This window comes from Peribacillus sp. NJ11, from assembly GCF_030348405.1.
Taxonomy (GTDB): domain Bacteria; phylum Bacillota; class Bacilli; order Bacillales; family DSM-1321; genus Peribacillus.
Genome location: NZ_JAUCFO010000001.1, coordinates 4516761 through 4537411, shown reverse-complemented (window position 1 = coordinate 4537411; position 20651 = coordinate 4516761). Strand labels below are relative to the sequence as shown.

The window sequence follows — 20651 nt, the reverse complement described above, 5'->3', positions numbered from 1 at the left end:
AGAAGTATATCTAGAGGAAGTGCGGACGGGTTCTCTCGTGATACTAGGGTGATTTCCTGGAATTTACAGTTCTTGTCGTGAGTTGAATCTTGATGATAGAAGAGATGGCATCACTGTATTGTTTATTTTTCTTATTCACTTTATGAGCAGGATACCCCAACAAGGCAGTCGAATATTTATTAGTAAGACCGGTCTCATTTGCGAGAGGTTGAATAGGAGGGTGAATATGCAAAATCATGAACTAGAACAAGTCATAAAAAATGCAGACAGGGCAATAAATAACGAGGATTTCGATCATTTGATGGATTTCTATTCAGAGGATGCAACTTTAATTGTCAAACCTGGAACTTTCGCAAAAGGGAAAGAAGAAATACGTCGGGCATTCGTTGCTATCGCTGATTACTTTAATCATAGTTTAATAGTCAATCAAGAAAAGATGGCAATAATCGAAACGGGTGATACGGCATTGGTTGTGGCAAAAGCCCAGCTTAGTGCCAATCAAAAAGACGATTCCGAATTCTCTATGGAAAGAACCGCGACATATGTATTTAAAAAGGATTCCACGGGTACATGGCGCTGTATAATCGACAACTCTTATGGTGCTGAAATAATTGAAGAATTAAAGTAATTAGTGAAAGCTGCCGTACTAGGTGGCTTTTTATTTTTTTAATAAAAGTATGAATTAATCGGCTTGACAACATACCCCTATAGGTATAATATGAACTCATAAGTTAAGAACGCATAAACTCACGAGTAAAATGTCCAAACTCACGAGTAAAGCGCACAATTCTAGTCATTGCTTCTAATAAATTGGAAGTGAACTTGGGGCTGCGCTTCATAATTGGCAAAGGAATTAAGGTAACCAGTTATGAGATTAGTGATTGTCTTTGTAAATAGATGGGTGGGTAGAGTATGGAGTATGATAAAAATGTCATTAATCGCTTGAAGCGGATTGAAGGACAAATTAAAGGTGTTCTTGGAATGATGGAGCAGGGAAAAGATTGCAGGGAAGTCGTCACTCAGTTGTCTGCTGCACGTAATGCCATCGATAGGACCATGGGCGTTATTGTAAGTGACAATCTTGAGAAATGCGTTCGGGAAAACGTCGAGAAAGGCGAAGGCACTGAACATCTAGTCAAGGAAGCGGTTGAGTTACTGATTAAAAGCAGGTAAAAGAATTTGACCTGACCGTAAAAAAAGGAGTGTTATTCATGTCTTATATTTTACAAGTGGATTTTAAAATGGAGGGACCATTTGGTCAAGAAATGGTAAAAGAATTTACTGATTTAGCAAAAAGCATTAATGATGAAGATGGCTTGATCTGGAAGATTTGGACCGAAGACAGTGAGGCAAAGGAAGCTGGTGGCATTTATCTGTTTGAAACGAAGGAATCCGCATGTAAGTACTTGACTATGCACACAGCTCGGTTAAAAGGGTTTGGCATCGAGAAGGTCAATGGAAAAATATTCGAAGTGAATGAAATTTTGACTCAAATCAATCATGGACCAATTAAATAAAGAAAACCCCATTCCGTTCATTTTTTAGTGAATAGGGTTGACGAACTATATTTTTTAGTATAACTTATACCCCTTAGGGTATAAGTGGAATTAAATATCATTCAGGGGGAAAACATATATGACTGAAAAGAAAAGAACGACGATCATTTTATTTAGTGGTGATTATGATAAGGCAATGGCTGCATATATCATTGCCAATGGTGCGGCAGCTTACGATCATGAAGTGACCATTTTCCATACATTCTGGGGATTGAATGCTTTAAGGAAAGATGAGCCGATGATATTAAAAAAAGGATTTCTTGAAAAAATGTTTGCAAAAATGATGCCCCGTGGTTCTGAAAAAATGGGTCTATCCAACATGAACTTTGCAGGAATGGGTCCTAAAATGATCAAACATGTGATGAAAAAACATAACGCCATGTCACTCCCGAATTTAATTGAGTTGGCCCAAGAACAGGAAATCCAACTAATAGCCTGTACGATGACAATGGATTTATTGGGCTTGCAGCAAGAGGAATTATTGGATGGAATTGAGTATGCTGGTGTTGCGGCTTATTTAGCTGAAGCAGAGGATGGAAATGTAAACTTATTTATTTAAATATGGGTACAGGAGGGATTAGGCTAAATGGGAACTATATTTAATATCATCATATTGGGTGTCATCGTTTGGTTTCTATATCAGCGATTTGTCCCGGCAAAAGGGATAAAAAATATAAATGCGACTGAGTTAAAAGCGGAGTTGAATAACAAAGGAGATAAGCAATTCATTGATGTCCGTACGCCTAATGAATATAGGGGCAACCACATTAAGGAATTTAGAAATATACCTTTAAATGATCTTGGTAAAAGGGCGCAAGAACTTTCAAAAGATAAAGAAGTAGTTGTGATCTGCCAAAGCGGGATGAGAAGCAGTCATGCAAGTAAAGCATTGAAAAAACTCGGATTTAAAGAAGTCACCAACGTAAAAGGCGGCATGAGTTCTTGGCGCTAATAAAAGGAGGGTCTCCAAAAGATGAAAGAAATTTTACCGAATGAAGTGAAGGCATTATTGAAGGGAAACTCGCCAGTCCATATTATTGATGTGCGGGAGGTCGATGAAGTAAAGGCAGGGAAAATACCAAATGCTTTGAATATCCCGTTGGGGCTAGTGGAATTTAGAATGCAGGATCTGGATAAATCAAACGAGTATATCATGGTCTGCCGATCAGGGGGAAGAAGTTCAAGGGCTGCACAGTTACTAGAGGATCATGGATATAAAGTGGTGAACATGATGGGAGGTATGAATGAATGGGAAGGTCCCATAGAATAATTTTTAAATCTAAATATACCCCTATCCCTATTTTAATGCAAGGAGGAAATAAAAATGATTAAAACAAATTCCGTTTTGGATGCTAAAGGTTTAGCTTGTCCAATGCCAATCGTAAAAACGAAAAAAGCCATGAACGGATTGGAAGCAGGGGAAGTGCTGGAAGTTCAAGCGACTGATAAAGGGTCAACTGCCGATATGAAAGCCTGGGCGGAAAGTACAGGTCATCAATATTTGGGTACCGTTGAAGAAGGAACCACACTAAAACATTATCTTCGGAAAGCAAGCGGAGAAGAAACAGAATTGAAGAAGCATGAAAAAATCATTTCAAATGAAGAACTTCTACAAGTAATGGAAGAAAATCGTAATACGATCATCCTGGATGTACGAGAATCTGCAGAGTACGCTTTTAATCATATTCCTGCAGCTAAATCCCTTCCATTGGGTGAATTGGAACAACGTATGGGTGAACTGGATAAAGAGTCAGAGATTTTCGTAGTTTGCCGAACTGGCAGCCGAAGTGATCTTGCTGCACAAAAACTGACGGCAGCTGGATTTGAACAGGTATTCAATGTTGAACCTGGCATGAGCCAATGGAGTGGTCCTATACAAAAATCCGTAAATGAATAAAAGGGTGTGTCAAATGACCATGGACGTTTTGGGCATGGAAAAAGAAGCTTTCGTTGACGGCATTGAAGTAGGTGGAGCGGTCACATTTTTAGAGTTCGCTATAGATGCTGATGTTACATTAACCTTTTAATGAAGGTAAAAATTTTTGAAATATTAAATACTATAGGGGGTATAAAAGATGGCGTTTAAGCAAATGACAGCCGCTGAGGTAGCAAAGAAAGTAATCAATAAAACGGACTTATTCATCTTGGATGTTCGAAATGAAAGTGACTTTAACGATTGGAAAATTGAAGGTGAGAATGTTGAATTCCTTAATATCCCTTACTTCGATCTACTGGATGGCGTAGAAGAAATTCTCGATCAAATTCCGTCCAATAAAGAAATCCTGGTAGTATGTGCAAAGGAAGGCTCATCTATTATGGTAGCTGAAATGCTATCTGAAGCTGGATTGGATGTTTCTTATTTAAAGGGCGGCATGAAAGCATGGAGTGAACACTTGGAACCAGTGAAAATCGGCGAATTGACCAATGGTGGAGAAATTTACCAATTCGTTCGTCTTGGTAAGGGCTGTTTATCTTACATGGCCGTTTCCAATGGTGAAGCTGCCGTTATTGATTCTACTAGAATGATTGATGCATACCTTGATTTCGCCGATGATATCGGGGTGAAAATTACGCATGTTCTTGATACGCACCTACATGCCGATCATATTTCAGGTGGAAGACGAATAGCGGAAAAAACAAATGCAGATTACTGGCTGCCGCCAAAAGATGCGGCTGAAGTAACTTTTGAATATCAGCCATTAGAAAGCGGTAAAGTGATAACGATCGGTCATACATCGATTGATATCCAAGCATTATATTCCCCGGGCCATACAATTGGATCCACTTCATTTGTGGTCGATCAAAAATACTTGCTTTCCGGGGATATACTATTCATCGATTCCATTGGCAGACCGGACCTAGCTGGATTGGCTGAGGATTGGGTAGGGGACTTAAGAGAAACACTGTATACACGTTATAGGGAATTATCAGACGAGTTAATCGTACTGCCATCTCATTTCATGATCATCGATGAATTGAATGAAGACGGAAGTGTCGCTAAAAAGTTGGATGCGCTGTTTGTAGACAATCATGGATTGAACATTGCCGATGAAACGGAATTCAGAGCGCTGGTAACAGGTAATTTACCACCTCAACCAAACGCTTATCAAGAAATTCGCGAAACCAATATGGGGAAAATCGAACCTGATGATGAAAAACAGCGCGAAATGGAAATCGGACCAAATCGCTGTGCCGTTCGTTAAGTTTAATAAAAAATTGAAAAATTGGAGAGATGAAAAATGCATTCAGATAAAGTATTAGATGCTAAGGGACTAGCTTGTCCAATGCCGATTGTTAAAACGAGAAAAGCCATGAATGATTTGCAAACCGGGCAAGTGCTGGAAATACATGTAACCGATAAAGGAGCTAAAGCCGACTTAGCGGCTTGGTCAAGATCCGGTGGCCATGAACTGATGGAAACGGCTGAAGAAAATGATATACTGAAATTTTGGATCAGAAAAGGCTGATAAAAAGAAGGGAACCATGAGGGTTCCCTTCTTTTAAGGGAGGCACTAACAATGGATATCACCTTTATCATGACCATCTTTTTGATTGGTTTTATAGGTTCATACGTTTCTGGAATGCTCGGCATCGGTGGCTCGATAATAAATTATCCAATGCTGCTGTTTATTCCCCCCATCTTCGGTTTAGTGGCGTTCAGTGCCCATGATGTTTCAGGTATAAGTGCTGTACAAGTCTTATTCGCTTCCATCGGAGGTGTATGGAGCTATCGGAAGAGCGGACATTTGAATAACACGCTCATTCTCTATATGGGGATCAGCGTGTTAATAGGTAGTGTTATTGGAAGTTTTGGATCACAATCGATGTCGGAAAACGGAGTGAATATCGTCTATGGCGTTTTGGCGTTAATAGCGGCTGTCATGATGTTCATTCCGAAGAAAGGCATAGATGACATTCCTTTGGATCAAGTAACCTTTAACAAATGGCTTGCGTCCATCCTAGCCTTAATCGTTGGTTTAGGTGCTGGTATAGTCGGGGCTGGAGGGAGCTTCCTATTAGTTCCCATCATGCTCATCGTTTTAAGAATTCCAACAAGGGTTACGATCGCGTCTTCCTTAGCCATCACATTCATTTCATCCATTGGTGCAACAGTAGGGAAAATCTCAACGGGACAAGTTGATTACTATCCGGCATTAATCATGGTTGTTGCTAGTTTAATTGCATCTCCGCTTGGGGCAATGGCCGGTAAAAAAATGAATGTAAAAGTCCTGCAAGTCATACTTGCTCTCTTGATTTTAGCGACGGCTGTGAAAACTTGGATAGGGATCATGTTTTGAGGCACTTTACTGCTTCCTTGAAGGGAAATTTGGAGTTTGCTTGTTCCCTTTTCATGAACAATTTTGAAAAGGCAGCTGCTATAGAAAAGGAATTGCTGGCAGCTATTGAAACGATGGAGCCTATAACAAAGCCTTCAAAAATGAATGCAGAAGCATATAACGAGTTACTACGAAAAGAAATTGCTAGGTATATGGACGAACATCGAGAAACAGAAACATATAATCCCGATGAAACGATAAGGCATGAAATCGGGGAAAGATAAGAATGCACCCTAGAGATTGTGGACACTTCGAATTTACCGATGGACAACATAGGACTTGTATTGCAAAGCATTTGAATATACAATCGATGTTTGCTAAAGTTGAAACTTATAAAGTGGATTATGAAATAATATGCAGGGCGTGTCATGAAAAAATAGAAAAGGAGATTGAAGATAGAAAACTTAAAAATCGTTTATTGAATAAGTTAAAATTGAAAACAAAAAATGAAACAGAAATACCATATAAATTTATAGATGAAGAGTATATGAGTTTTAAAAAGGAAAAACCAGTGCCCTAAAGGATCCGAAAGTTTGTTGACTCTCATAATTATCAGGACTTAGATCCCACTCTAAACCAGCTATTTCTCCTCGTCGCATTCCCGTGGTTATTGCAAGGGTAACAATCATTTTCCACTTCATATCTTCGCCACTTAAATGGTTCATAAGCAAATTCCAAGTCATCAGCAGATTCTTTATCTATCAATAACGCAACGGGATCAGAAATAAAAATACCCACCCCTATCTTAAGAATCATAGGGATTCTAGGATAGAGGAGTGGTATTCATACGAGGAATATAACTTTAGTGTAAAGCTGGGCACTCGATGCTGCTGCTGTTTTATTCTCTCATCACGATTTGGAGAGTGTTAAGACAGATAGAAGAAAGGCAAAAAAAGAATCGAAATGAAGCAAATGCGTAGTTTTACTTTAAAAAGAGAGCTGTTTTGCCTAAATAAGGAACCAAACTGTTCCCCTCCTGAATGAAACTGCAAGTCTCAATTCATCTATTACTCAAAAGTTCCTCAACCGAATACTTCTATAGCTTTCCAACCATCTTCATTTTTAACGGCAGAAATGGATAAACCTTCTTCCTCTGCATGAGGGAAATTGCAGTTTTCCTCGTTATATAATGGCATATTTGCCAACTACACTCGTTATGTTAATAAAATAAAACATTCTTCCTATATCTATATCTTATTTCAATACTGGGGGCCTATGGAAGTGACTTAGTAATTATAGTAACATTTACTTATCTAAAATAGGGAATTGTTGTATTAAAATGGTATTTGAGAATAAATAGAGAAAAAGTACGTTGATTCAATAATGAGGTGAAAAGATGAATTCGGATAAAGTCAGAGCATTAACAAAAGTGTTTCAGGAATCTTCTGAGGAGTTAAAATTAGATGAATCAAAATTAATGCAGAGTATACATACAAATACGGAGAAATGGGATGGCGAAGCCCGGAAAAAATTTGATTCAATACTAGATGAAGCCGCTGTCCTATTTCAAAGACATTCAGACAATCTTTATCAAATAAGTAGAGAATTAGAAAGCGCAGCAAATGATGTTGACAGAGTGAGAGAAGAGATTGAAAGACAAAGAGAATTAGAGCGCCTTGCTTGTATGAAGGATGAGTAGAAACAAAATGAATGAAGGATATAAAGAGGTGTCATATGAAACCGAAGAATAGGGATCGTAAAAGTTTGGAAGAGGAAGGTTGGATCCTCCCGGATAAGAATAAGCAAAATAAAGATGGTAGTTTACTCCCCGGCTGCGGTGGTTTTTTTATTTTGTTCATTCAATTTGGTGTTTTGGTACATCAAATAATTACTCTTTTTTAAGTCTATCTTATGTCCGCTAAAGTTTTATAACTGTACTTGCCGATTATGATAATTGTTTTGAGAGGTTTAAAATGGTTCGTAATAAGTAGAGACAAGGAAAGAAAAAAAGAAGATGACGGTAAGCAAGGAATGGATGAAAATTGGGTACCGGGTTGTGTCGACCTATTTATCCTGCCTTTACAGATTATTCTATTAGGACATCACTTTTTTCATAGTATATAGATGAAATAGTTCATAAAGGAAAAGAAAAGAGGATGATACAGTGGGGAATAAAATTTCAGTAGACCCAGATCGTTTAGAAGATTTAGCAAATGAGTTTGTCTCGCACTTGTCAAAAATTGAAGAAGAATACAAGAGTCTTCATTTGGAACTAGTGAACCTAATTAGTAGTGCTCCAGCAGAGTATAGTCATTGTTTTTATCAAGTAGGAGATCCGTGGGGAACAGGAAATCAATTAGTTGACCTTCTGAGTGAAATGGAGATCGACCTTCGAATGACCGCCAATAAATTTTCCGATGCTGATAACTTAGTCGGTCAACTTTATAAACTGCATGAGAAATATGGAGCGCTCACTGCGATGGGTGCTTTAGTATCAAAGCAGCTGGCATTTTATGGGCTAGGTTTTACGCAATTCATCAAAAATAGTGATGATGTCTATATGTATAAACATATGAATGCCCTAAATAAACTAACAGATGTAGTCGATAATTCCAAATTTCGTAATGTAGCAAGAGCCTATTTAAATCCAACCTTTTTATTGAAAAAATATAGAGATGTTCCATTTGCTGATTTAGTTCACAAAAAGGTTGCTAAATATCTTCCTGGTGATGTTGTTAAGTATACAGATAGTTCAAAGGCATTATTTGAAGGGATTAAGTATCGAGCATTGGACTCTACAACGTTTAAATCATTTCTTCAGACGGGAGCGAAATTTGCCAAAACCAACGCTGTTAGTGCAGTACTAGTAACAGGAGTAATGGAAGTAGGAGGAATGGGACTGGGAATTTCTGGGAACTATGCGAAATATGGAAATAATCCAGAGGTCTTAAAGCGAGAAAATGCAAAAGCGGTAGGAAATGCAGTGAATAATACCGTAGCGATTTCTGGAGGTTCCATTGCGGGAGCATTTGTAGGAGGTGCTCTAGGAAGCTTATTAGGCCCAGTTGGTACGGTTGTAGGAGCCGCTGCAGGTTCATTTGTAGGAGGACTTGTTGGAGAGCAAGCGGCTAAACTTACGGCAGGGATAGCAGAGAAAGCAGCGATTGTCATTAAAGAACCTATACATGATGGGCTTGAACTGATAAAAGGTGGTTTGGAGAATGCTGGGAAAGTTGTTGAAGGTGTTAATAAGGGTGCCGATTTCATAAATGATCAAATTAAAGATACTATTGCTGACCCACTAGGGAAGGTTAGGGAGATTGGTAATGGATTATCGAAAGCAAAAGAAACAGCCAGTTCCCTTGCCGATGGAGCAAAGGATTTTATTGAGGATAAATTTTCATTTTTTTAAGGAGGATCTATGAATACCATTCAATTAAGTATTGAAGAGTTAATTTTTTCATTTTATAGTGAAGGACTTTTTGAACAAGGAATGTCGATTAAGGAAGCGTATTTTCAAACGCTTCAAGATGCAGAGTTGAAATTAATGCTAGAAATTGCTTCTCGTTCTTTGTTAGCAAAAGATATGTTAAAGGAAGTAGCTAATCAATATAAGCTAAAAGATGAATTTGCTGCCTATATTCATACGTTGAATAATGCAGAAGGTACCGTAAAGGCTTCTAAACATCAGCCAGACTTTAAAGGAGAAGATAGTATTTCCTTTCATTTTAAAAATGAAGAGGTTTATTTACATAAAGTATTGTACGATCATCAAGTTCACTCTATTTCTAAGCTCCAGAAAGAAGAAATCCTTTCAGTTATAAGCGGTTTTTTCCATTTCCATACGTTAGAAAAGCAAGGTGAAGTTATTCTTAAGTTAAAAAGTGAAGAATTTGAAGAACTTTTAGAAGATGTAAGTCAATCTCATTCTTTACCGGAGTCAATTGTTCAGAAATGGGTAAGTAAAAAGGGAGATTCTACTAGTATCTTAGAGTTTTTAAATGATATTTCAAATAGAAACGGTAAAATGGACAGTTTAGTAAGCTTAACGTATAACTCAGAGAATAACCCTGACTTAAAAGATTTTTATTTTATGATTCCAGGAAAGAATGAATGTTGGCTAGCTACAAGGGACAACAACCTTGACCTGAGTATTCAGACAGCAAATGAGGCATCTATTAATCAACTATTATTGACCAACAAGATTCTTCCAGCATAAGGAGGTACATTATTTGGTAAACGTTAAGAAAGAAAATAACGCCATTCAGATAAAAGGGTCAAAGTTCATGTACGGGTGGATGTTTTTTGCGACTGTAGGTTTTTTAATTGCTTGTTTTTTCTTAATCATACACGGTTTGAAATTTGAGTCCAAGTATTCTTTATTTTACCTTGGTGGTGGTCTCATCTTTACTCCTATTTACCTTTACCTAACGCTTTGGTCACTTCCAGGTTTTATTCCAGGAAAGGTCCTGTTCACGATTGTCCAAGGTGAAAATGGTACGATTAAGTCGAAGAAAGGTACAGTTTATATTAAGAATATCCGGAATATCGATATAGTAAGAAATCCACTGAATTTAATCAATGATATAGTCATCGACACCCTTGATAACAAAACCATAAAAATTCGTACGTATAATTTACTTGATGACCTGGATTATCAGGTTGTCGTTGATCAATATCTTTATCCCTATATTACAGAAAATGCAAAAAAAGTATGGGATCGTAAGGTGGATTTAGATAAATTGCAAAGAGTAGCCAAATACGAGCGGCAAGAGCAGAAAATTGATTAACGATCATTCAAATTAAAAGATCTCAGTCCAAAGCTGGTGATACGCGTCCAATTGTCTTTTTCATTATCGATGATACACAATGTAAAAAGGATTGTTCATATGCTAGTACTTTTATGTCAAAGAGTTTAAACAAAAATTGAGCGGTAAAAACAACTTCTACATCAATTTGTTTGCGGTCTCTACAAGTCATGTAGAGTGTGTAATCATTACAACAAAGCGATGCATGTAGAATTTGCATCGCTTTGTTGATTTGTGAGTAATTCCATATCGAATATCTGCTAACGAAATATAATAAATTATGTTAAATCCAAGTTAAAGATGTACAGCTAGCACGAGTAAAACTTTGATTTCATGCTGTTTCTTTCTACTGTTGTTAAACATATTACACTTTGAAACCACATGGGCGGCATGATGTAATTAGGGTCTAAAAACCCTTTTATATCAATGTTTCATTTGATATGATGTTTTTCTTGTCCTCAGATTTGTCCTCGTTATCCAAAATAACGGGCAACCCATGACATAAAAAAGCTAACTATAGGAGAAGGTCTTTCATCAGTTGCTAAACTGTTGGGAGGCCTTTTCTTCCATATTGGAGTTCATATGAGCATAGATATTCATTGTGGTATTTATGTCAGTATGTCCTAATCTTTGCTGTATCTCATTAATTCCTACACCTGCCTCTATTAATAAAGATGTGTGGGTATGCCAGAATGAGTGAGGTGTTATGTTTTTTTTAATCTCTGCCTTTTTTAGCAGTCGTTTAAGCCGGGTCTCCACTACTTTTCTTAATTGGGGGTGCCCATCCTCTCGAGCAAAAGTAAATCCGTTATCCTGGTAAACGAGGCCGTTTTTTAATTTAATCTCATTCTGTTTAATCCGGTGCTTTTTTAACATGTTGAGCTGCATTTCATCAATCTTAATCGTACGGACAGAGCCCTTGTTTTTGGCGTTAAAAGCTAATATTTTTCAAAATGATTGTTAGGGTTATAAAGAGTTTTAGTAACTCGAAAAGTGCCTTGTGTTTCGTTAAAGTCACCCCATTTTAAGGCTAATAATTCGCCTATTCGTAATCCGGTATAGGAAAGTACCGTGAAGATAAGAGGATCCATTTCTAGTCCATCTGTATAGGTTAATTTAAGAAAATGAGCAAGCTCTTCTTTTTCAAGAAAGACAATTTCCTCTTCTGCTTTCTCCAGCTCCTCAACACTTTGCTGCTTTTTAGGCATTTTGAAATCCTCAGTAGGATTAATTTTTATCAGCCCTTGAGTTAATGCTTTCCGAAAAATCATTCTTCCGGAAGCATGAATACCATCCATATAATTTTGGCTGTATTTTTCGTTTAACTCTAGGAGCCTTTCTTCATACATTTTCTTAGTAATGCGGCTTATAGGATACGGCCCCCAAACACTAATAAAATGCTTCATTTCCTTATCGCTAGCTCTTACGCTGCTAATCTTCACACCACTGCGGCCATACGTTTTAAGCCAGTCCTGGGAGAATTGCTCAAAAGACATATCGGATTCTTTGGTAAATGTCCCATTTTGTATTTCTAATTCTACAAGGCGTGCTGCCGCCTTTGCTTAACCTTGAAGAACAAAGTAAAAATGATGATAGTACAATTGATTATAAATACACTATAAAATTAAAGCTTTATGACGAGGAGTCATCTAAAGTTTATAATAAAGAAGGAGAGCTAACTATCTCCACTAAAGATAATGAATTAAAAATCACTCGTGATTGGAGTAGAGGGGTGAAAATTGACGGTTTAGATGGTGGACTTTAAGAGCTTATAGAACTACCATGAAAATAAGTTTCTTTAAAAATGAAAAATGACAATACTTAAGAAGACCCTGCTCAATCGTTTTAAAAAAAGAGGAGAGCGTTAATTAATTAGTCTATAGATTAGGGTTGACTGGATTAAGGTCAGTATCAGTATTGACACTTCCTAACCATTTTCATTCTTTGTGGTGAATCGCCGATTTTTGCGATTCATGGATGGCTAACGGGTGCGTTCGTATTATAAGGTTAGCCAGTTTTTACTGGTTGACCTTTTTTTAATAGAATCTATTATATCAGTAGCCAGGGTAGGACGTACGGGTGCGTGGGGCTTGATCCCGTGAACTAAACTGTCCGCCCCCTACTTGTAGAAACATGTTTGAGGCTGGTTGGGACGCAGATCTCGTATAACAAGCGAAGCTATGACACTACATGGAGGACTAGGGGTACTGGTTAATAAGTAGAGGAGGTAAAGATAATGAATCCAGTTGTTGGTCTGGATGTGGCAAAAGGAGAGAGTCAAGTTCAGGCATTCTTAGATCAATCTAAACCCTATGGGAAGAGCTTTTCAATGAAGCATATCAAAGAGGAGTTAGAGCATTTTTTAGAATTTCTAAAAGAAATTGAAGGTGTGCCTTTGGGCGACCGAAAGCTCAAGTAACGGAAGAGTTTAAAGAAGTCTATGATTTATAAAAAGCAGGAGAGATGACAGCTGTTAAAGCCATGTCGGAATTAGGGGTTAAAAAGACGTCTTTTTATAAACTAGTTAAAGAGTATGAAAATGACTTTAAAAAGATTATTTTATAATAGAAGAAAATCGTCAAAAAATTAGCCGGCCATCCCTAGATATTTCGCTTCATTGTGGATGATACCCATCCTGGGTGAATGAAGCATATACACTTTCAGCCCTCCTTTTAGAATTCGCATGAACATCAAAATAATTAACAACAAAAATCAAAAAGTGTCAAACAACGAAATCTCCAATTTAATGGAGAAGCAAAATAAAGAAGAACCGATTAATACAACATTGGCGGATGCTTTGGAAAACTGAATTCGATAAATAAATGGAACTATTTGCATTCCTCTTTCCATGGAAATTGTCACACAGATTATGTACGCCGAATAAGCGCGTGATGTTCGAGAAAATGGAATAGAAATAAACAAGAGTTGCAGCTTGTTTTACCGAAGCAGCAACTCTTTGTTTTATAAGATGGGATATAGGAAATCCCATACATTTTAACTCATTATTTTAATGGTTGTCCTTCAAATGCGTTAACATTTAAAGGTGAAGAGAGGAATTCTTTAGCTTTACCAACAAACGAGGTGAAGTGCTCACTTGAATTATGGCTTGTAACCGCTAGATGATCTTGCCAAACTTCAACCATTGTAAATTCATTGTCTTTTTCTGTAGCTTTGTGAAGAGTGTAAGAAACATTTCCACTTTCCGCTCTTGAAGCTACGATTAGCGGTTGAATCTCCTCTAGAAATGCATCTTGTTTTGCTGGATTAATATTGAATACGGCATGAATGATAATCATTAAACGTCATCCTCTCTTTTGTTAAGCATTAATAAACGTAATATATAATTATAGTAAAAATAACATACTCGGTTGAAATTTAATGAATTCTTTATTACATTACTTCCATTGTGCGACTTTATCAATTGGAAGACGAACTGATTGATGGCCATTATCTGCTGCTTTACCGATTGAAATTAGCATAACTGGTACGTATCGATCTTTATCTAATCCAAAAGCTTCTGCGATTTGGTCTTTTTCATAGCCACCGATTGGATTTGTATCATAGCCATAAGCACGAGCGGCAAGCATTAGTTGCATGGATACAAGGCCACCATCAACTAGAACGACCTCTTTCATTTCTTCACTAGTGATTTTTTCGAAATATCCAGTAAATGAGGCTAATATGTTTTCTTTTACTTCTAAAGGCATAAGCCCTAAATCTACAGCTTTACCGTAGATTTCTTCGCCGTTATCAAAATTGTTCATATCACCAAATACGGCAATTACTGCGGAAGATGTTTCGACTTGATTTTGGTTAAAGCGAGCAAGAGGTGCAAGTGTTGCTTTTCCCTCAGGACTATCAATTACAAGGAAGCGCCATGGTTGCATATTAACTGAAGAAGGAGCAAGTGTCGCTAAGGTAAGTATTTCCTCCATTTCTTCCCTACTGATTTTTACGGATTTGTCGTAATTTTTTATGGAGCGGCGTCCAGTGACAATTTCTTTGAAATCATTTGTTAATTGTGCTGTAGTAGTCATAGTTGTTAGTCTCCTCTTTTTAACTTTAGTAGTTTAATTTATAGTTATTCTCATTTCAAATTGTAACGAATCAAGTGTTAGACTTGGCTTATATTTTTTTGAATGCGTGTCAGCATATCTGTTAACTCTTGACGTTCTTCTTCTTTAAAATCTTTAAGCATCAAAGTGACAAAACGAGCCTTTTCAGCTTGGTAGAGAATAATTTGTTTGCGGCCATGATCTGAAAGACAGACAAGAGTAAATCGATTATCCTCCGGATCTTTGCGTCTTAAAATCATCCCAGTCGCTTCAAGTTGTTTTAAATGCCGGGTAATCGCTGCACCGTCAATGTTAACCTCTTTTTGAAGTGCTGTTTGACTAATTTCATCAACTTGATAAAGCTGATATAAGATATCATGTCTTGATTGACTAATGCCGGTACAACTTTCAAATTTTGAACTTATCTGTTTGTTAAGGCAGTTCATTATATATAAAATAAAAGATTCATTAGAACATGAATTCGTCAAGAAACACCCTCTTTTCATACGTTAGACAAAATGATTGATAGCTCAATAGTTGATGCGTCAATTAATATACTATACCCTAAATAATAAAGCAAGTATTTTAGTACTGCAACTTTTGCTTAAATATGATCTATACCAAAATGTTGCTCTATCTCCTTTTTGATTAGGCAATCTTTTCAAGAAAGCTCAGTAAACCTTTGGAGCTTTTAGCCAAGGTATAAGTATAATAAAACTGCCCTTAAATAAAGTGGAAAAGTTCATCTGATAGTCGTAGACCAAGACTATTCTTCGATTTATGTGCCATAATACAGAAAGTGAAGGAGCGAATGCTCCATCCTTTTCTGTATGCTACTTCAATCAATTAAATTTCATTGAGTATGATGCCTGTAAATGGTATTCAAGTTCTTTGTAAGTTATGTGTGTGGAGATTTAAATCTAATGGTGTAAGTGCACTGAATGGGCTCCTATCATCAATAAATCCAGCTAGACATAAAACAGAAGGGTTAAGTTTAGAACCATACTTTTCACATCTCATCATACATAAGGAACACATGGGGATAAAGTATTCGTACCAATAGATTTAAAGAGAATTTGGAATCGTTTATAGCAATGAAAAAAAGCAACCGTTTGGATATAAAACGGTTGCTTTTTTATAAACTGTGGTCTAGGAGTATTATAATAGTCCTTTCGGGATTTCTTCGCAGGATGCAATAATGAATATGAATTGAATTTACAGGTCCAAGTACGGAAGTTCAACATTTGTGGTTTGCTCTGTTTACTATGCTCAATATAAGGTTACAGAAAAGTGAGCTCATTTTAGTTTACATAATACTGATTATTAACAGTCAGTCCAGTTTCTTTCCTTCCTTGAAGTGGAAAACAAAGGGGATATTTGTTATGTTTGGGTCTATTGTATATATAAAATTGAGGTGTCTAAATGAATAAAACTGAATTAGTGAAAGCTGTATCAACACAAGCTGAACTGACACAAAAAGATGCTGCAAAAGCAGTTGATGCGTTATTTGTAACGATTTCTAACACCCTTGCTAAGGAAGAAAAAATCCAATTAATTGGATTTGGTACGTTTGAAGTACGTGAACGTGCAGCAAGAACTGGCCGAAACCCACAAACTGGTGAAGAAATAAGCATTGCTGCTTCTAAAGTTCCAGCTTTTAAACCAGGTAAGGAATTAAAAGAAGCCGTTAAATAAATATATATATTTATAATAGTGTGAAAATACTCTGGAGATGAGTCTCCAGAGTATTTTCTATTTAAACGTTGGTTATTGAGATAGTAGAAAGCTAGAGCAGCATACCGACAATCTACACCAGTAACTTGATGGATAGACTTACACCCTGCAATGGGAAAAGTGTTTTTAGGCTTGTGGATTTGAAATAAAGTCGAAGATTTTACAGCAGAAAATTGAGGTGAAAAAATAGCGAGAGGACTAGAACATCAAATGCTATTGCAAGATTTTAATAAAGCTAAAAGTAACGGAACAAATTAGGATATATATTCAGAGGTTTCTTTATCGATGTTAAAGTAATATCCTACTTCAGAGGCGTATTAAAAGCCGGAGAAAGTAGACTAGCGGAGAGTGTTATAGAGTTCTGTTCTAGCCGATCGGGTGAATGGGCATGGGAAAAAGCAAAAAAATAATGGATTCCGCATCTCGAAATCCATTTCAAAAAGCGTGTATGAAAGTCACGTAATCAATCTTCGTATGTATATTGAGTTGCTTTTTCATTACCAGGGACACCTTTCTGATTTGGAAGATCGTATAGTGGCCCTGGCAAATGAACTGGAAGAATATAAGATCATCCAATCGATTCCCGGTATCGGAGAAAAAATCGCAGCCACCATTATCTCTGAAATTGGTGAAATCGATCGGTAATCATCCGAAAAAACTGGTTGCCTTCGCTGGAGTAGATCCAAGTGTTCACTCATCGGGTAAGTTTACGGCAACCATTAATCGTATGACAAAAAGAGGTTCGAGCAGACTACGTCATTCTCTGTATCTTGCCGTACTATGCGGCATAAGAAGTTCAAGGAACAAAAAGCTTAAAGAATTCTATGATAAGAAAAAATCAGAAGGAAAACCGGCCAAAGTGTCAATCGTTGCCTGTATGAATAAGTTCTTCATTGGATTTACGCTCTATTAAAGAGAAAAGAAACGTTCCTAGATTTAGCCTAATTAACGGTTTTGTGAAACAGAGAAAAATCCTTCCAAAAGGGTTTTGGAGGGGTATTTGGCGTGGCCAAAAATAGTATATCATAAGGGAAATGAAAATTTTAGAGAAAGATATTGACATCCTATTAGCTGGTTTAGTTCAAGAAGGAGTATAAAAAAAGCCTGTATCAATGATTACTCGGTAATCTAAGATACAGGCTTTATATTTAGGCAACTAATTGTTCTTATATATATTTAAAGAATATAGGCTTTTCAACTGGATAATTGGAAAGTAACAACCAGAAGTATCACCAGCCTACATCCTTAATCGGGATGTAGTCTTTATTTGTACTTTGTAATTCTAACACAACTACACAATTGTACAATTACACAAATTCATATTTTCTTCTTTATATTATAGATAGTCATTCTTATTACCTGTTTTTTCAATTATATTTTTCACTGACTCATTTTCATTGAGCAAACGGATTATTTCATTGGAGCTGCTTGTCTAATTATTTGAATAATCTGAAAACTTTTGGTATAATAGAAAAAAGGTTAAGGAGTTGGTTTCCTATGGAAAAGAATTTGGCTAATACACCACCACAACCTGAAATAAACGTCAAGGATTCTGAATTTGCTGAAATGGTGATAAACAAAGCCCTTCTTGATTTCCGAAAAGAGCAAATCCGAAAAGAGATTGACCAGTCATTACAGGATCAAAACAAAGAAGAATTCCTACGATTAACAGAGGAATTGAAAAATATTTCTTGAAATGTTGTTTATAAAATGAACTTAACATATTTGTAACTTTAAGAAGTACGCCAAAACGCCAATCCCATATCTATAAGGGATTGGCGTTTATTTGATTTTTATCGATTAAGCACGATATTATAAATAAATTATTATTTGTTCCAAAACTCGTCCTTTTCTGAACACACCACTGTTCGATTTGTAAAGGACGTTTTTTATTGCCTTTAGCGTAACAAAACTTTGTTCAATATTCTACGTTCAATAACCTATCTATTTTTATCTTCTGTTACAATAAATATAAAAGGGAAAATAAGAAAGAGTGATTTGAGTGTTAATTGGATATACACGTGTGTCGACGGGATTACAAAATTTACATTTACAGATGGACTTACGCAATATGGCTGTTCCAAAATTTTTCATGATAAAATGAGTGGGGCAAAAAGACAGCGTCCTGGTTTAGAGGAAGCACTTCAGTATGCACGTGAAGGCGATACGATTGTAGTTTGGCGATAGGATCGATTAGGACGCAATATGCAAGATTTAATTCAAATTGTGAATAGCTTAAATGAACGTGGTGTAGGCTTCCACAGTCTACAAGAAAATTTAACAATGGAAAAAAGCAATGCCACTGGCCAATTGATGTTTCATTTGTTTGCGGAATTTGAACGTAATTTAATTGAGGAACGTTCGGCTGCCGGACTAGCTGCAGCTAGAGCACGTGGTCGTCTTGGTGGACGTCCTGAAAAATTTGGACCGAAAGATATTGAAATGATGAAGTCCCTAATTGAAAATGGTACACCGATTAAAGACGTCGCAGAAAGTTGGGGCGTATCTCGAACAACGATTTATCGATATTTAGAAAAGCAGTAATAATGAAGAAACCCTGCTAATCTTCTCTTATGAAGGTAGCTGGGTTTTAAAGTTGCATGTGCAAAATGGCACTTAAAATAAGTGCAAATTATCGCCTAAAGTGGCATCCTTTCAATCTACTTACTCACTAATAGTTCCTTTTCCTCCATCACTTTTTTCTCTTATTATCTTGTACCGGATAGGTCAATGGGACTTCTGTTCATAGAAAAAGCTGACTGTTGAAAGTCAGCTTTTTCCTAATTTGGCCGTTGATAAGTAATTAAAAAATTACCGCTAAAATAAAAAAAACGATCATCAATAATTGAAGTAATACTTTGGCTAAACTGCCGCCTAAAAAACCGATTATAGTAGCAAACCCAACTTTAGTAGCCTTCTTTATATCTTTTTGAATGATTAATTCCGAAACGAGGACTGCTAAAAATGGTACGAGAATTATTCCAAAAGGAGGGAAGACAAATGAACCAACAATCGTGGCAATAGCTGCTATTGTCTCGGATTTTTTTGACCCCCCATACTTTTTGACGAAATAACTATTTGCGATAATGTCTGCCGCGATTAATACACCGCTCAACACAACCATACTGATCCAGAACCATAAGGATAACTCATCAGAATCAATGAGGAATTGATAAACTGCAAATCCTCCCCAAATGGCAACAACCGAGGGAATAATAGGATAGACAATTCCTACAAAACTTAAAGCAAATAAGACGATCGTTAATCCCCACCATAAAATATCCAATAAAACTCCACCTTTTCATACTTACTTATCATATATCTACTAAATTATATTTCTATTTAGGGACAAAAACCATTTATTCTTTCTTTGTATATAAAAAGAAGCAGACTTAATACTTCAACATCAACCTTTTTTAAACAAAAGCACTTACCAGTTTTAATGAAACAAATTGACAGGGAGGGGCGCGGGTTCGAATCCCTCACAGGTCATCAACTAACAAATGCTCAAATCCTTGATATAACAAGGATTTGGGTCTTTTTTTGTTTTTAAAGATATAGTTCTTATGTATTATTTACTCAATTGGTGGCGGATAGAGAAGGATTAAAACGTATTACAGGACAATTATTTGTAATAATTAATATTTCAAGGTACTGTAGGTAAAGCCTTTTGCTTATTCAGATCACGATGGATGTTAAAAATAAGACCGTATTTTTGGCTTTTCTAAGGTACATAATCATATTCTTAGGTAAAATCCACTTTACTATAATGTGTTGGATTACCTTTACTACCAAATACCATGCACGGGAATACTTCTTGGAAGCTCTGAACATGACGCATGAAGACTATGCAAAATATTGGCAAACGATGAAAGACTTCAGAGATAAATTTTCAGCTCACAGAGAGAGTGGTTACAACGATCCTGTCCCCTACTTTGATATTGCGCATAATGTAGCACTTCATTACGTTTCTTGGCTTGAAAAGTATAATACAATGCCTTCACTTGAAATGATGGTAGAACAATATCAAGAAGAATTACAACCAATGATAGAAAGTTTTAAAGTGAAATAAATAGAAGGAGGAAAGTATGGAAGAGTAATTAAAAGCAAATTCCTTTCCTATTAGGGGATTAATCACACTTCTCGTAGGACTTACCCTCCACTTCAGTATTATATAGTAAATATTTCCTTTGTTTTTAACTGTGTGATTTTAATATCTCA

Annotated in this window: 26 protein-coding genes and 4 pseudogenes; 24 read left to right on the top strand and 6 right to left on the bottom strand. The window is 36.5% G+C overall.

The window, feature by feature from the left end:
- Positions 1–226 precede the first annotated feature (226 nt).
- The 17 genes and pseudogenes from QUF86_RS22215 to QUF86_RS22135 all read left to right on the top strand — a co-directional run bounded on the left by QUF86_RS22215 (position 227) and on the right by QUF86_RS22135 (position 10623).
- Entirely contained in the window at positions 227–628 is a 402-nt protein-coding gene (locus tag QUF86_RS22215; RefSeq protein WP_289316848.1) for a YybH family protein, read from the top strand.
- 284 nt (positions 629–912) lie between these two features.
- The gene (locus QUF86_RS22210; protein WP_289316846.1) at positions 913–1173 is read left to right on the top strand and encodes a metal-sensitive transcriptional regulator; all 261 of its coding nucleotides are present in this window, start codon (positions 913–915) and stop codon (positions 1171–1173) included.
- Between the two features lie 38 nt (positions 1174–1211).
- A complete protein-coding gene (locus QUF86_RS22205) occupies positions 1212–1517 on the top strand; it encodes a monooxygenase (RefSeq protein ID WP_289335694.1) in 306 nt (101 codons plus the stop codon).
- A gap of 118 nt (positions 1518–1635) precedes the next feature.
- Complete coding sequence (locus QUF86_RS22200; protein WP_289335693.1) at positions 1636–2115, top strand: DsrE/DsrF/DrsH-like family protein; 480 nt, start codon at positions 1636–1638, stop codon at positions 2113–2115.
- Positions 2116–2142: 27 nt separating this feature from the next.
- The gene (locus QUF86_RS22195) at positions 2143–2508 is read left to right on the top strand and encodes a rhodanese-like domain-containing protein (protein WP_289335692.1); all 366 of its coding nucleotides are present in this window, start codon (positions 2143–2145) and stop codon (positions 2506–2508) included.
- A gap of 21 nt (positions 2509–2529) precedes the next feature.
- On the top strand, positions 2530–2826 hold the full coding sequence (locus QUF86_RS22190) for a rhodanese-like domain-containing protein (protein ID WP_289316842.1): 297 nt from the start codon (positions 2530–2532) through the stop codon (positions 2824–2826).
- A 54-nt stretch (positions 2827–2880) separates the two neighbouring features.
- On the top strand, positions 2881–3453 hold the full coding sequence (locus QUF86_RS22185) for a sulfurtransferase TusA family protein (protein ID WP_289335691.1): 573 nt from the start codon (positions 2881–2883) through the stop codon (positions 3451–3453).
- Between the two features lie 7 nt (positions 3454–3460).
- Positions 3461–3583, top strand: a pseudogene (locus QUF86_RS22180) (DsrE/DsrF/DrsH-like family protein); the annotation flags it as partial.
- A 48-nt stretch (positions 3584–3631) separates the two neighbouring features.
- Complete coding sequence (locus QUF86_RS22175) at positions 3632–4759, top strand: MBL fold metallo-hydrolase (RefSeq protein WP_289335690.1); 1128 nt, start codon at positions 3632–3634, stop codon at positions 4757–4759.
- 36 nt (positions 4760–4795) lie between these two features.
- Positions 4796–5023, top strand: coding sequence for a sulfurtransferase TusA family protein (locus QUF86_RS22170; RefSeq protein WP_230162787.1), 228 nt, complete (start codon positions 4796–4798; stop codon positions 5021–5023).
- A 51-nt stretch (positions 5024–5074) separates the two neighbouring features.
- The gene (locus QUF86_RS22165; RefSeq protein ID WP_289335689.1) at positions 5075–5854 is read left to right on the top strand and encodes a sulfite exporter TauE/SafE family protein; all 780 of its coding nucleotides are present in this window, start codon (positions 5075–5077) and stop codon (positions 5852–5854) included.
- 29 nt (positions 5855–5883) lie between these two features.
- Entirely contained in the window at positions 5884–6117 is a 234-nt protein-coding gene (locus QUF86_RS22160) for a hypothetical protein (RefSeq protein WP_289335688.1), read from the top strand.
- A 2-nt stretch (positions 6118–6119) separates the two neighbouring features.
- Entirely contained in the window at positions 6120–6413 is a 294-nt protein-coding gene (locus tag QUF86_RS22155; RefSeq protein ID WP_289335687.1) for a hypothetical protein, read from the top strand.
- An 816-nt stretch (positions 6414–7229) separates the two neighbouring features.
- Positions 7230–7532 carry a WXG100 family type VII secretion target gene (locus tag QUF86_RS22150; protein ID WP_283901611.1) on the top strand — a complete coding sequence of 101 codons (303 nt, stop codon included), beginning with the start codon at positions 7230–7232 and terminating at the stop codon, positions 7530–7532.
- A gap of 465 nt (positions 7533–7997) precedes the next feature.
- On the top strand, positions 7998–9245 hold the full coding sequence (locus tag QUF86_RS22145; protein ID WP_289335686.1) for a hypothetical protein: 1248 nt from the start codon (positions 7998–8000) through the stop codon (positions 9243–9245).
- Between the two features lie 9 nt (positions 9246–9254).
- Positions 9255–10052 carry a hypothetical protein gene (locus QUF86_RS22140; RefSeq protein WP_289335685.1) on the top strand — a complete coding sequence of 266 codons (798 nt, stop codon included), beginning with the start codon at positions 9255–9257 and terminating at the stop codon, positions 10050–10052.
- 13 nt (positions 10053–10065) lie between these two features.
- Positions 10066–10623 carry a DUF5381 family protein gene (locus QUF86_RS22135; protein ID WP_283901614.1) on the top strand — a complete coding sequence of 186 codons (558 nt, stop codon included), beginning with the start codon at positions 10066–10068 and terminating at the stop codon, positions 10621–10623.
- Positions 10624–11175: 552 nt separating this feature from the next.
- Here QUF86_RS22135 and QUF86_RS28695 read toward each other — a convergent pair.
- Both QUF86_RS28695 and QUF86_RS22130 read right to left on the bottom strand, forming a co-directional pair.
- Positions 11176–11538, bottom strand: a complete 363-nt coding sequence (locus QUF86_RS28695) for a tyrosine-type recombinase/integrase (RefSeq protein ID WP_353957701.1) — start codon at positions 11536–11538, stop codon at positions 11176–11178.
- Positions 11539–11579: 41 nt separating this feature from the next.
- Positions 11580–12137, bottom strand: a complete 558-nt coding sequence (locus QUF86_RS22130) for a tyrosine-type recombinase/integrase (RefSeq protein WP_289335683.1) — start codon at positions 12135–12137, stop codon at positions 11580–11582.
- A gap of 62 nt (positions 12138–12199) precedes the next feature.
- Between QUF86_RS22130 and QUF86_RS22125 the strand changes: the two genes are divergently transcribed.
- Positions 12200–12406 (top strand): hypothetical protein, encoded by a 207-nt coding sequence (locus tag QUF86_RS22125; protein ID WP_289335682.1) that lies wholly within the window; start codon positions 12200–12202, stop codon positions 12404–12406.
- A 471-nt stretch (positions 12407–12877) separates the two neighbouring features.
- Positions 12878–13027: pseudogene (locus QUF86_RS22120) on the top strand (IS110 family transposase); the annotation flags it as partial.
- Positions 13028–13643: 616 nt separating this feature from the next.
- Here QUF86_RS22120 and QUF86_RS22115 read toward each other — a convergent pair.
- From QUF86_RS22115 to QUF86_RS22105, 3 genes are all read right to left on the bottom strand, one after another.
- Positions 13644–13937, bottom strand: a complete 294-nt coding sequence (locus QUF86_RS22115) for a putative quinol monooxygenase (RefSeq protein WP_289335681.1) — start codon at positions 13935–13937, stop codon at positions 13644–13646.
- A 99-nt stretch (positions 13938–14036) separates the two neighbouring features.
- A complete protein-coding gene (locus QUF86_RS22110) occupies positions 14037–14678 on the bottom strand; it encodes a nitroreductase family protein (protein WP_289316825.1) in 642 nt (213 codons plus the stop codon).
- A gap of 77 nt (positions 14679–14755) precedes the next feature.
- Positions 14756–15184 (bottom strand): MarR family winged helix-turn-helix transcriptional regulator, encoded by a 429-nt coding sequence (locus QUF86_RS22105; protein ID WP_056529680.1) that lies wholly within the window; start codon positions 15182–15184, stop codon positions 14756–14758.
- Positions 15185–16118: 934 nt separating this feature from the next.
- Here QUF86_RS22105 and QUF86_RS22100 point away from each other — a divergent pair.
- From QUF86_RS22100 to QUF86_RS22085, 4 genes and pseudogenes are all read left to right on the top strand, one after another.
- Positions 16119–16391 carry an HU family DNA-binding protein gene (locus QUF86_RS22100; RefSeq protein ID WP_289335680.1) on the top strand — a complete coding sequence of 91 codons (273 nt, stop codon included), beginning with the start codon at positions 16119–16121 and terminating at the stop codon, positions 16389–16391.
- A gap of 297 nt (positions 16392–16688) precedes the next feature.
- A pseudogene (locus QUF86_RS22095) lies at positions 16689–17375 on the top strand (IS110 family RNA-guided transposase); the annotation flags it as partial.
- A 552-nt stretch (positions 17376–17927) separates the two neighbouring features.
- Positions 17928–18125: an IDEAL domain-containing protein gene (locus QUF86_RS22090; RefSeq protein WP_289316812.1), complete on the top strand. Its 198-nt coding sequence runs from the start codon at positions 17928–17930 to the stop codon at positions 18123–18125.
- A gap of 307 nt (positions 18126–18432) precedes the next feature.
- Positions 18433–18974, top strand: a pseudogene (locus tag QUF86_RS22085) (recombinase family protein).
- 259 nt (positions 18975–19233) lie between these two features.
- Here QUF86_RS22085 and QUF86_RS22080 read toward each other — a convergent pair.
- Entirely contained in the window at positions 19234–19716 is a 483-nt protein-coding gene (locus QUF86_RS22080) for a DUF456 domain-containing protein (protein WP_289316811.1), read from the bottom strand.
- A 546-nt stretch (positions 19717–20262) separates the two neighbouring features.
- Between QUF86_RS22080 and QUF86_RS22075 the strand changes: the two genes are divergently transcribed.
- Entirely contained in the window at positions 20263–20502 is a 240-nt protein-coding gene (locus QUF86_RS22075; protein ID WP_289335679.1) for a hypothetical protein, read from the top strand.
- Positions 20503–20651 lie beyond the last annotated feature (149 nt).

Coding starts and splice junctions, on each gene's coding strand:
- QUF86_RS22215 (WP_289316848.1), top strand. CDS start 227: ATGCAAAATCATGAACTAGAACAAGTCATAAAAAATGCAGACAGGGCA.
- QUF86_RS22210 (WP_289316846.1), top strand. CDS start 913: ATGGAGTATGATAAAAATGTCATTAATCGCTTGAAGCGGATTGAAGGA.
- QUF86_RS22205 (WP_289335694.1), top strand. CDS start 1,212: ATGTCTTATATTTTACAAGTGGATTTTAAAATGGAGGGACCATTTGGT.
- QUF86_RS22200 (WP_289335693.1), top strand. CDS start 1,636: ATGACTGAAAAGAAAAGAACGACGATCATTTTATTTAGTGGTGATTAT.
- QUF86_RS22195 (WP_289335692.1), top strand. CDS start 2,143: ATGGGAACTATATTTAATATCATCATATTGGGTGTCATCGTTTGGTTT.
- QUF86_RS22190 (WP_289316842.1), top strand. CDS start 2,530: ATGAAAGAAATTTTACCGAATGAAGTGAAGGCATTATTGAAGGGAAAC.
- QUF86_RS22185 (WP_289335691.1), top strand. CDS start 2,881: ATGATTAAAACAAATTCCGTTTTGGATGCTAAAGGTTTAGCTTGTCCA.
- QUF86_RS22175 (WP_289335690.1), top strand. CDS start 3,632: ATGGCGTTTAAGCAAATGACAGCCGCTGAGGTAGCAAAGAAAGTAATC.
- QUF86_RS22170 (WP_230162787.1), top strand. CDS start 4,796: ATGCATTCAGATAAAGTATTAGATGCTAAGGGACTAGCTTGTCCAATG.
- QUF86_RS22165 (WP_289335689.1), top strand. CDS start 5,075: ATGGATATCACCTTTATCATGACCATCTTTTTGATTGGTTTTATAGGT.
- QUF86_RS22155 (WP_289335687.1), top strand. CDS start 6,120: ATGCACCCTAGAGATTGTGGACACTTCGAATTTACCGATGGACAACAT.
- QUF86_RS22150 (WP_283901611.1), top strand. CDS start 7,230: ATGAATTCGGATAAAGTCAGAGCATTAACAAAAGTGTTTCAGGAATCT.
- QUF86_RS22140 (WP_289335685.1), top strand. CDS start 9,255: ATGAATACCATTCAATTAAGTATTGAAGAGTTAATTTTTTCATTTTAT.
- QUF86_RS22130 (WP_289335683.1), bottom strand. CDS start 12,137: ATGTCTTTTGAGCAATTCTCCCAGGACTGGCTTAAAACGTATGGCCGC.
- QUF86_RS22115 (WP_289335681.1), bottom strand. CDS start 13,937: ATGATTATCATTCATGCCGTATTCAATATTAATCCAGCAAAACAAGAT.
- QUF86_RS22110 (WP_289316825.1), bottom strand. CDS start 14,678: ATGACTACTACAGCACAATTAACAAATGATTTCAAAGAAATTGTCACT.
- QUF86_RS22100 (WP_289335680.1), top strand. CDS start 16,119: ATGAATAAAACTGAATTAGTGAAAGCTGTATCAACACAAGCTGAACTG.
- QUF86_RS22090 (WP_289316812.1), top strand. CDS start 17,928: ATGGAAAAGAATTTGGCTAATACACCACCACAACCTGAAATAAACGTC.
- QUF86_RS22075 (WP_289335679.1), top strand. CDS start 20,263: ATGACGCATGAAGACTATGCAAAATATTGGCAAACGATGAAAGACTTC.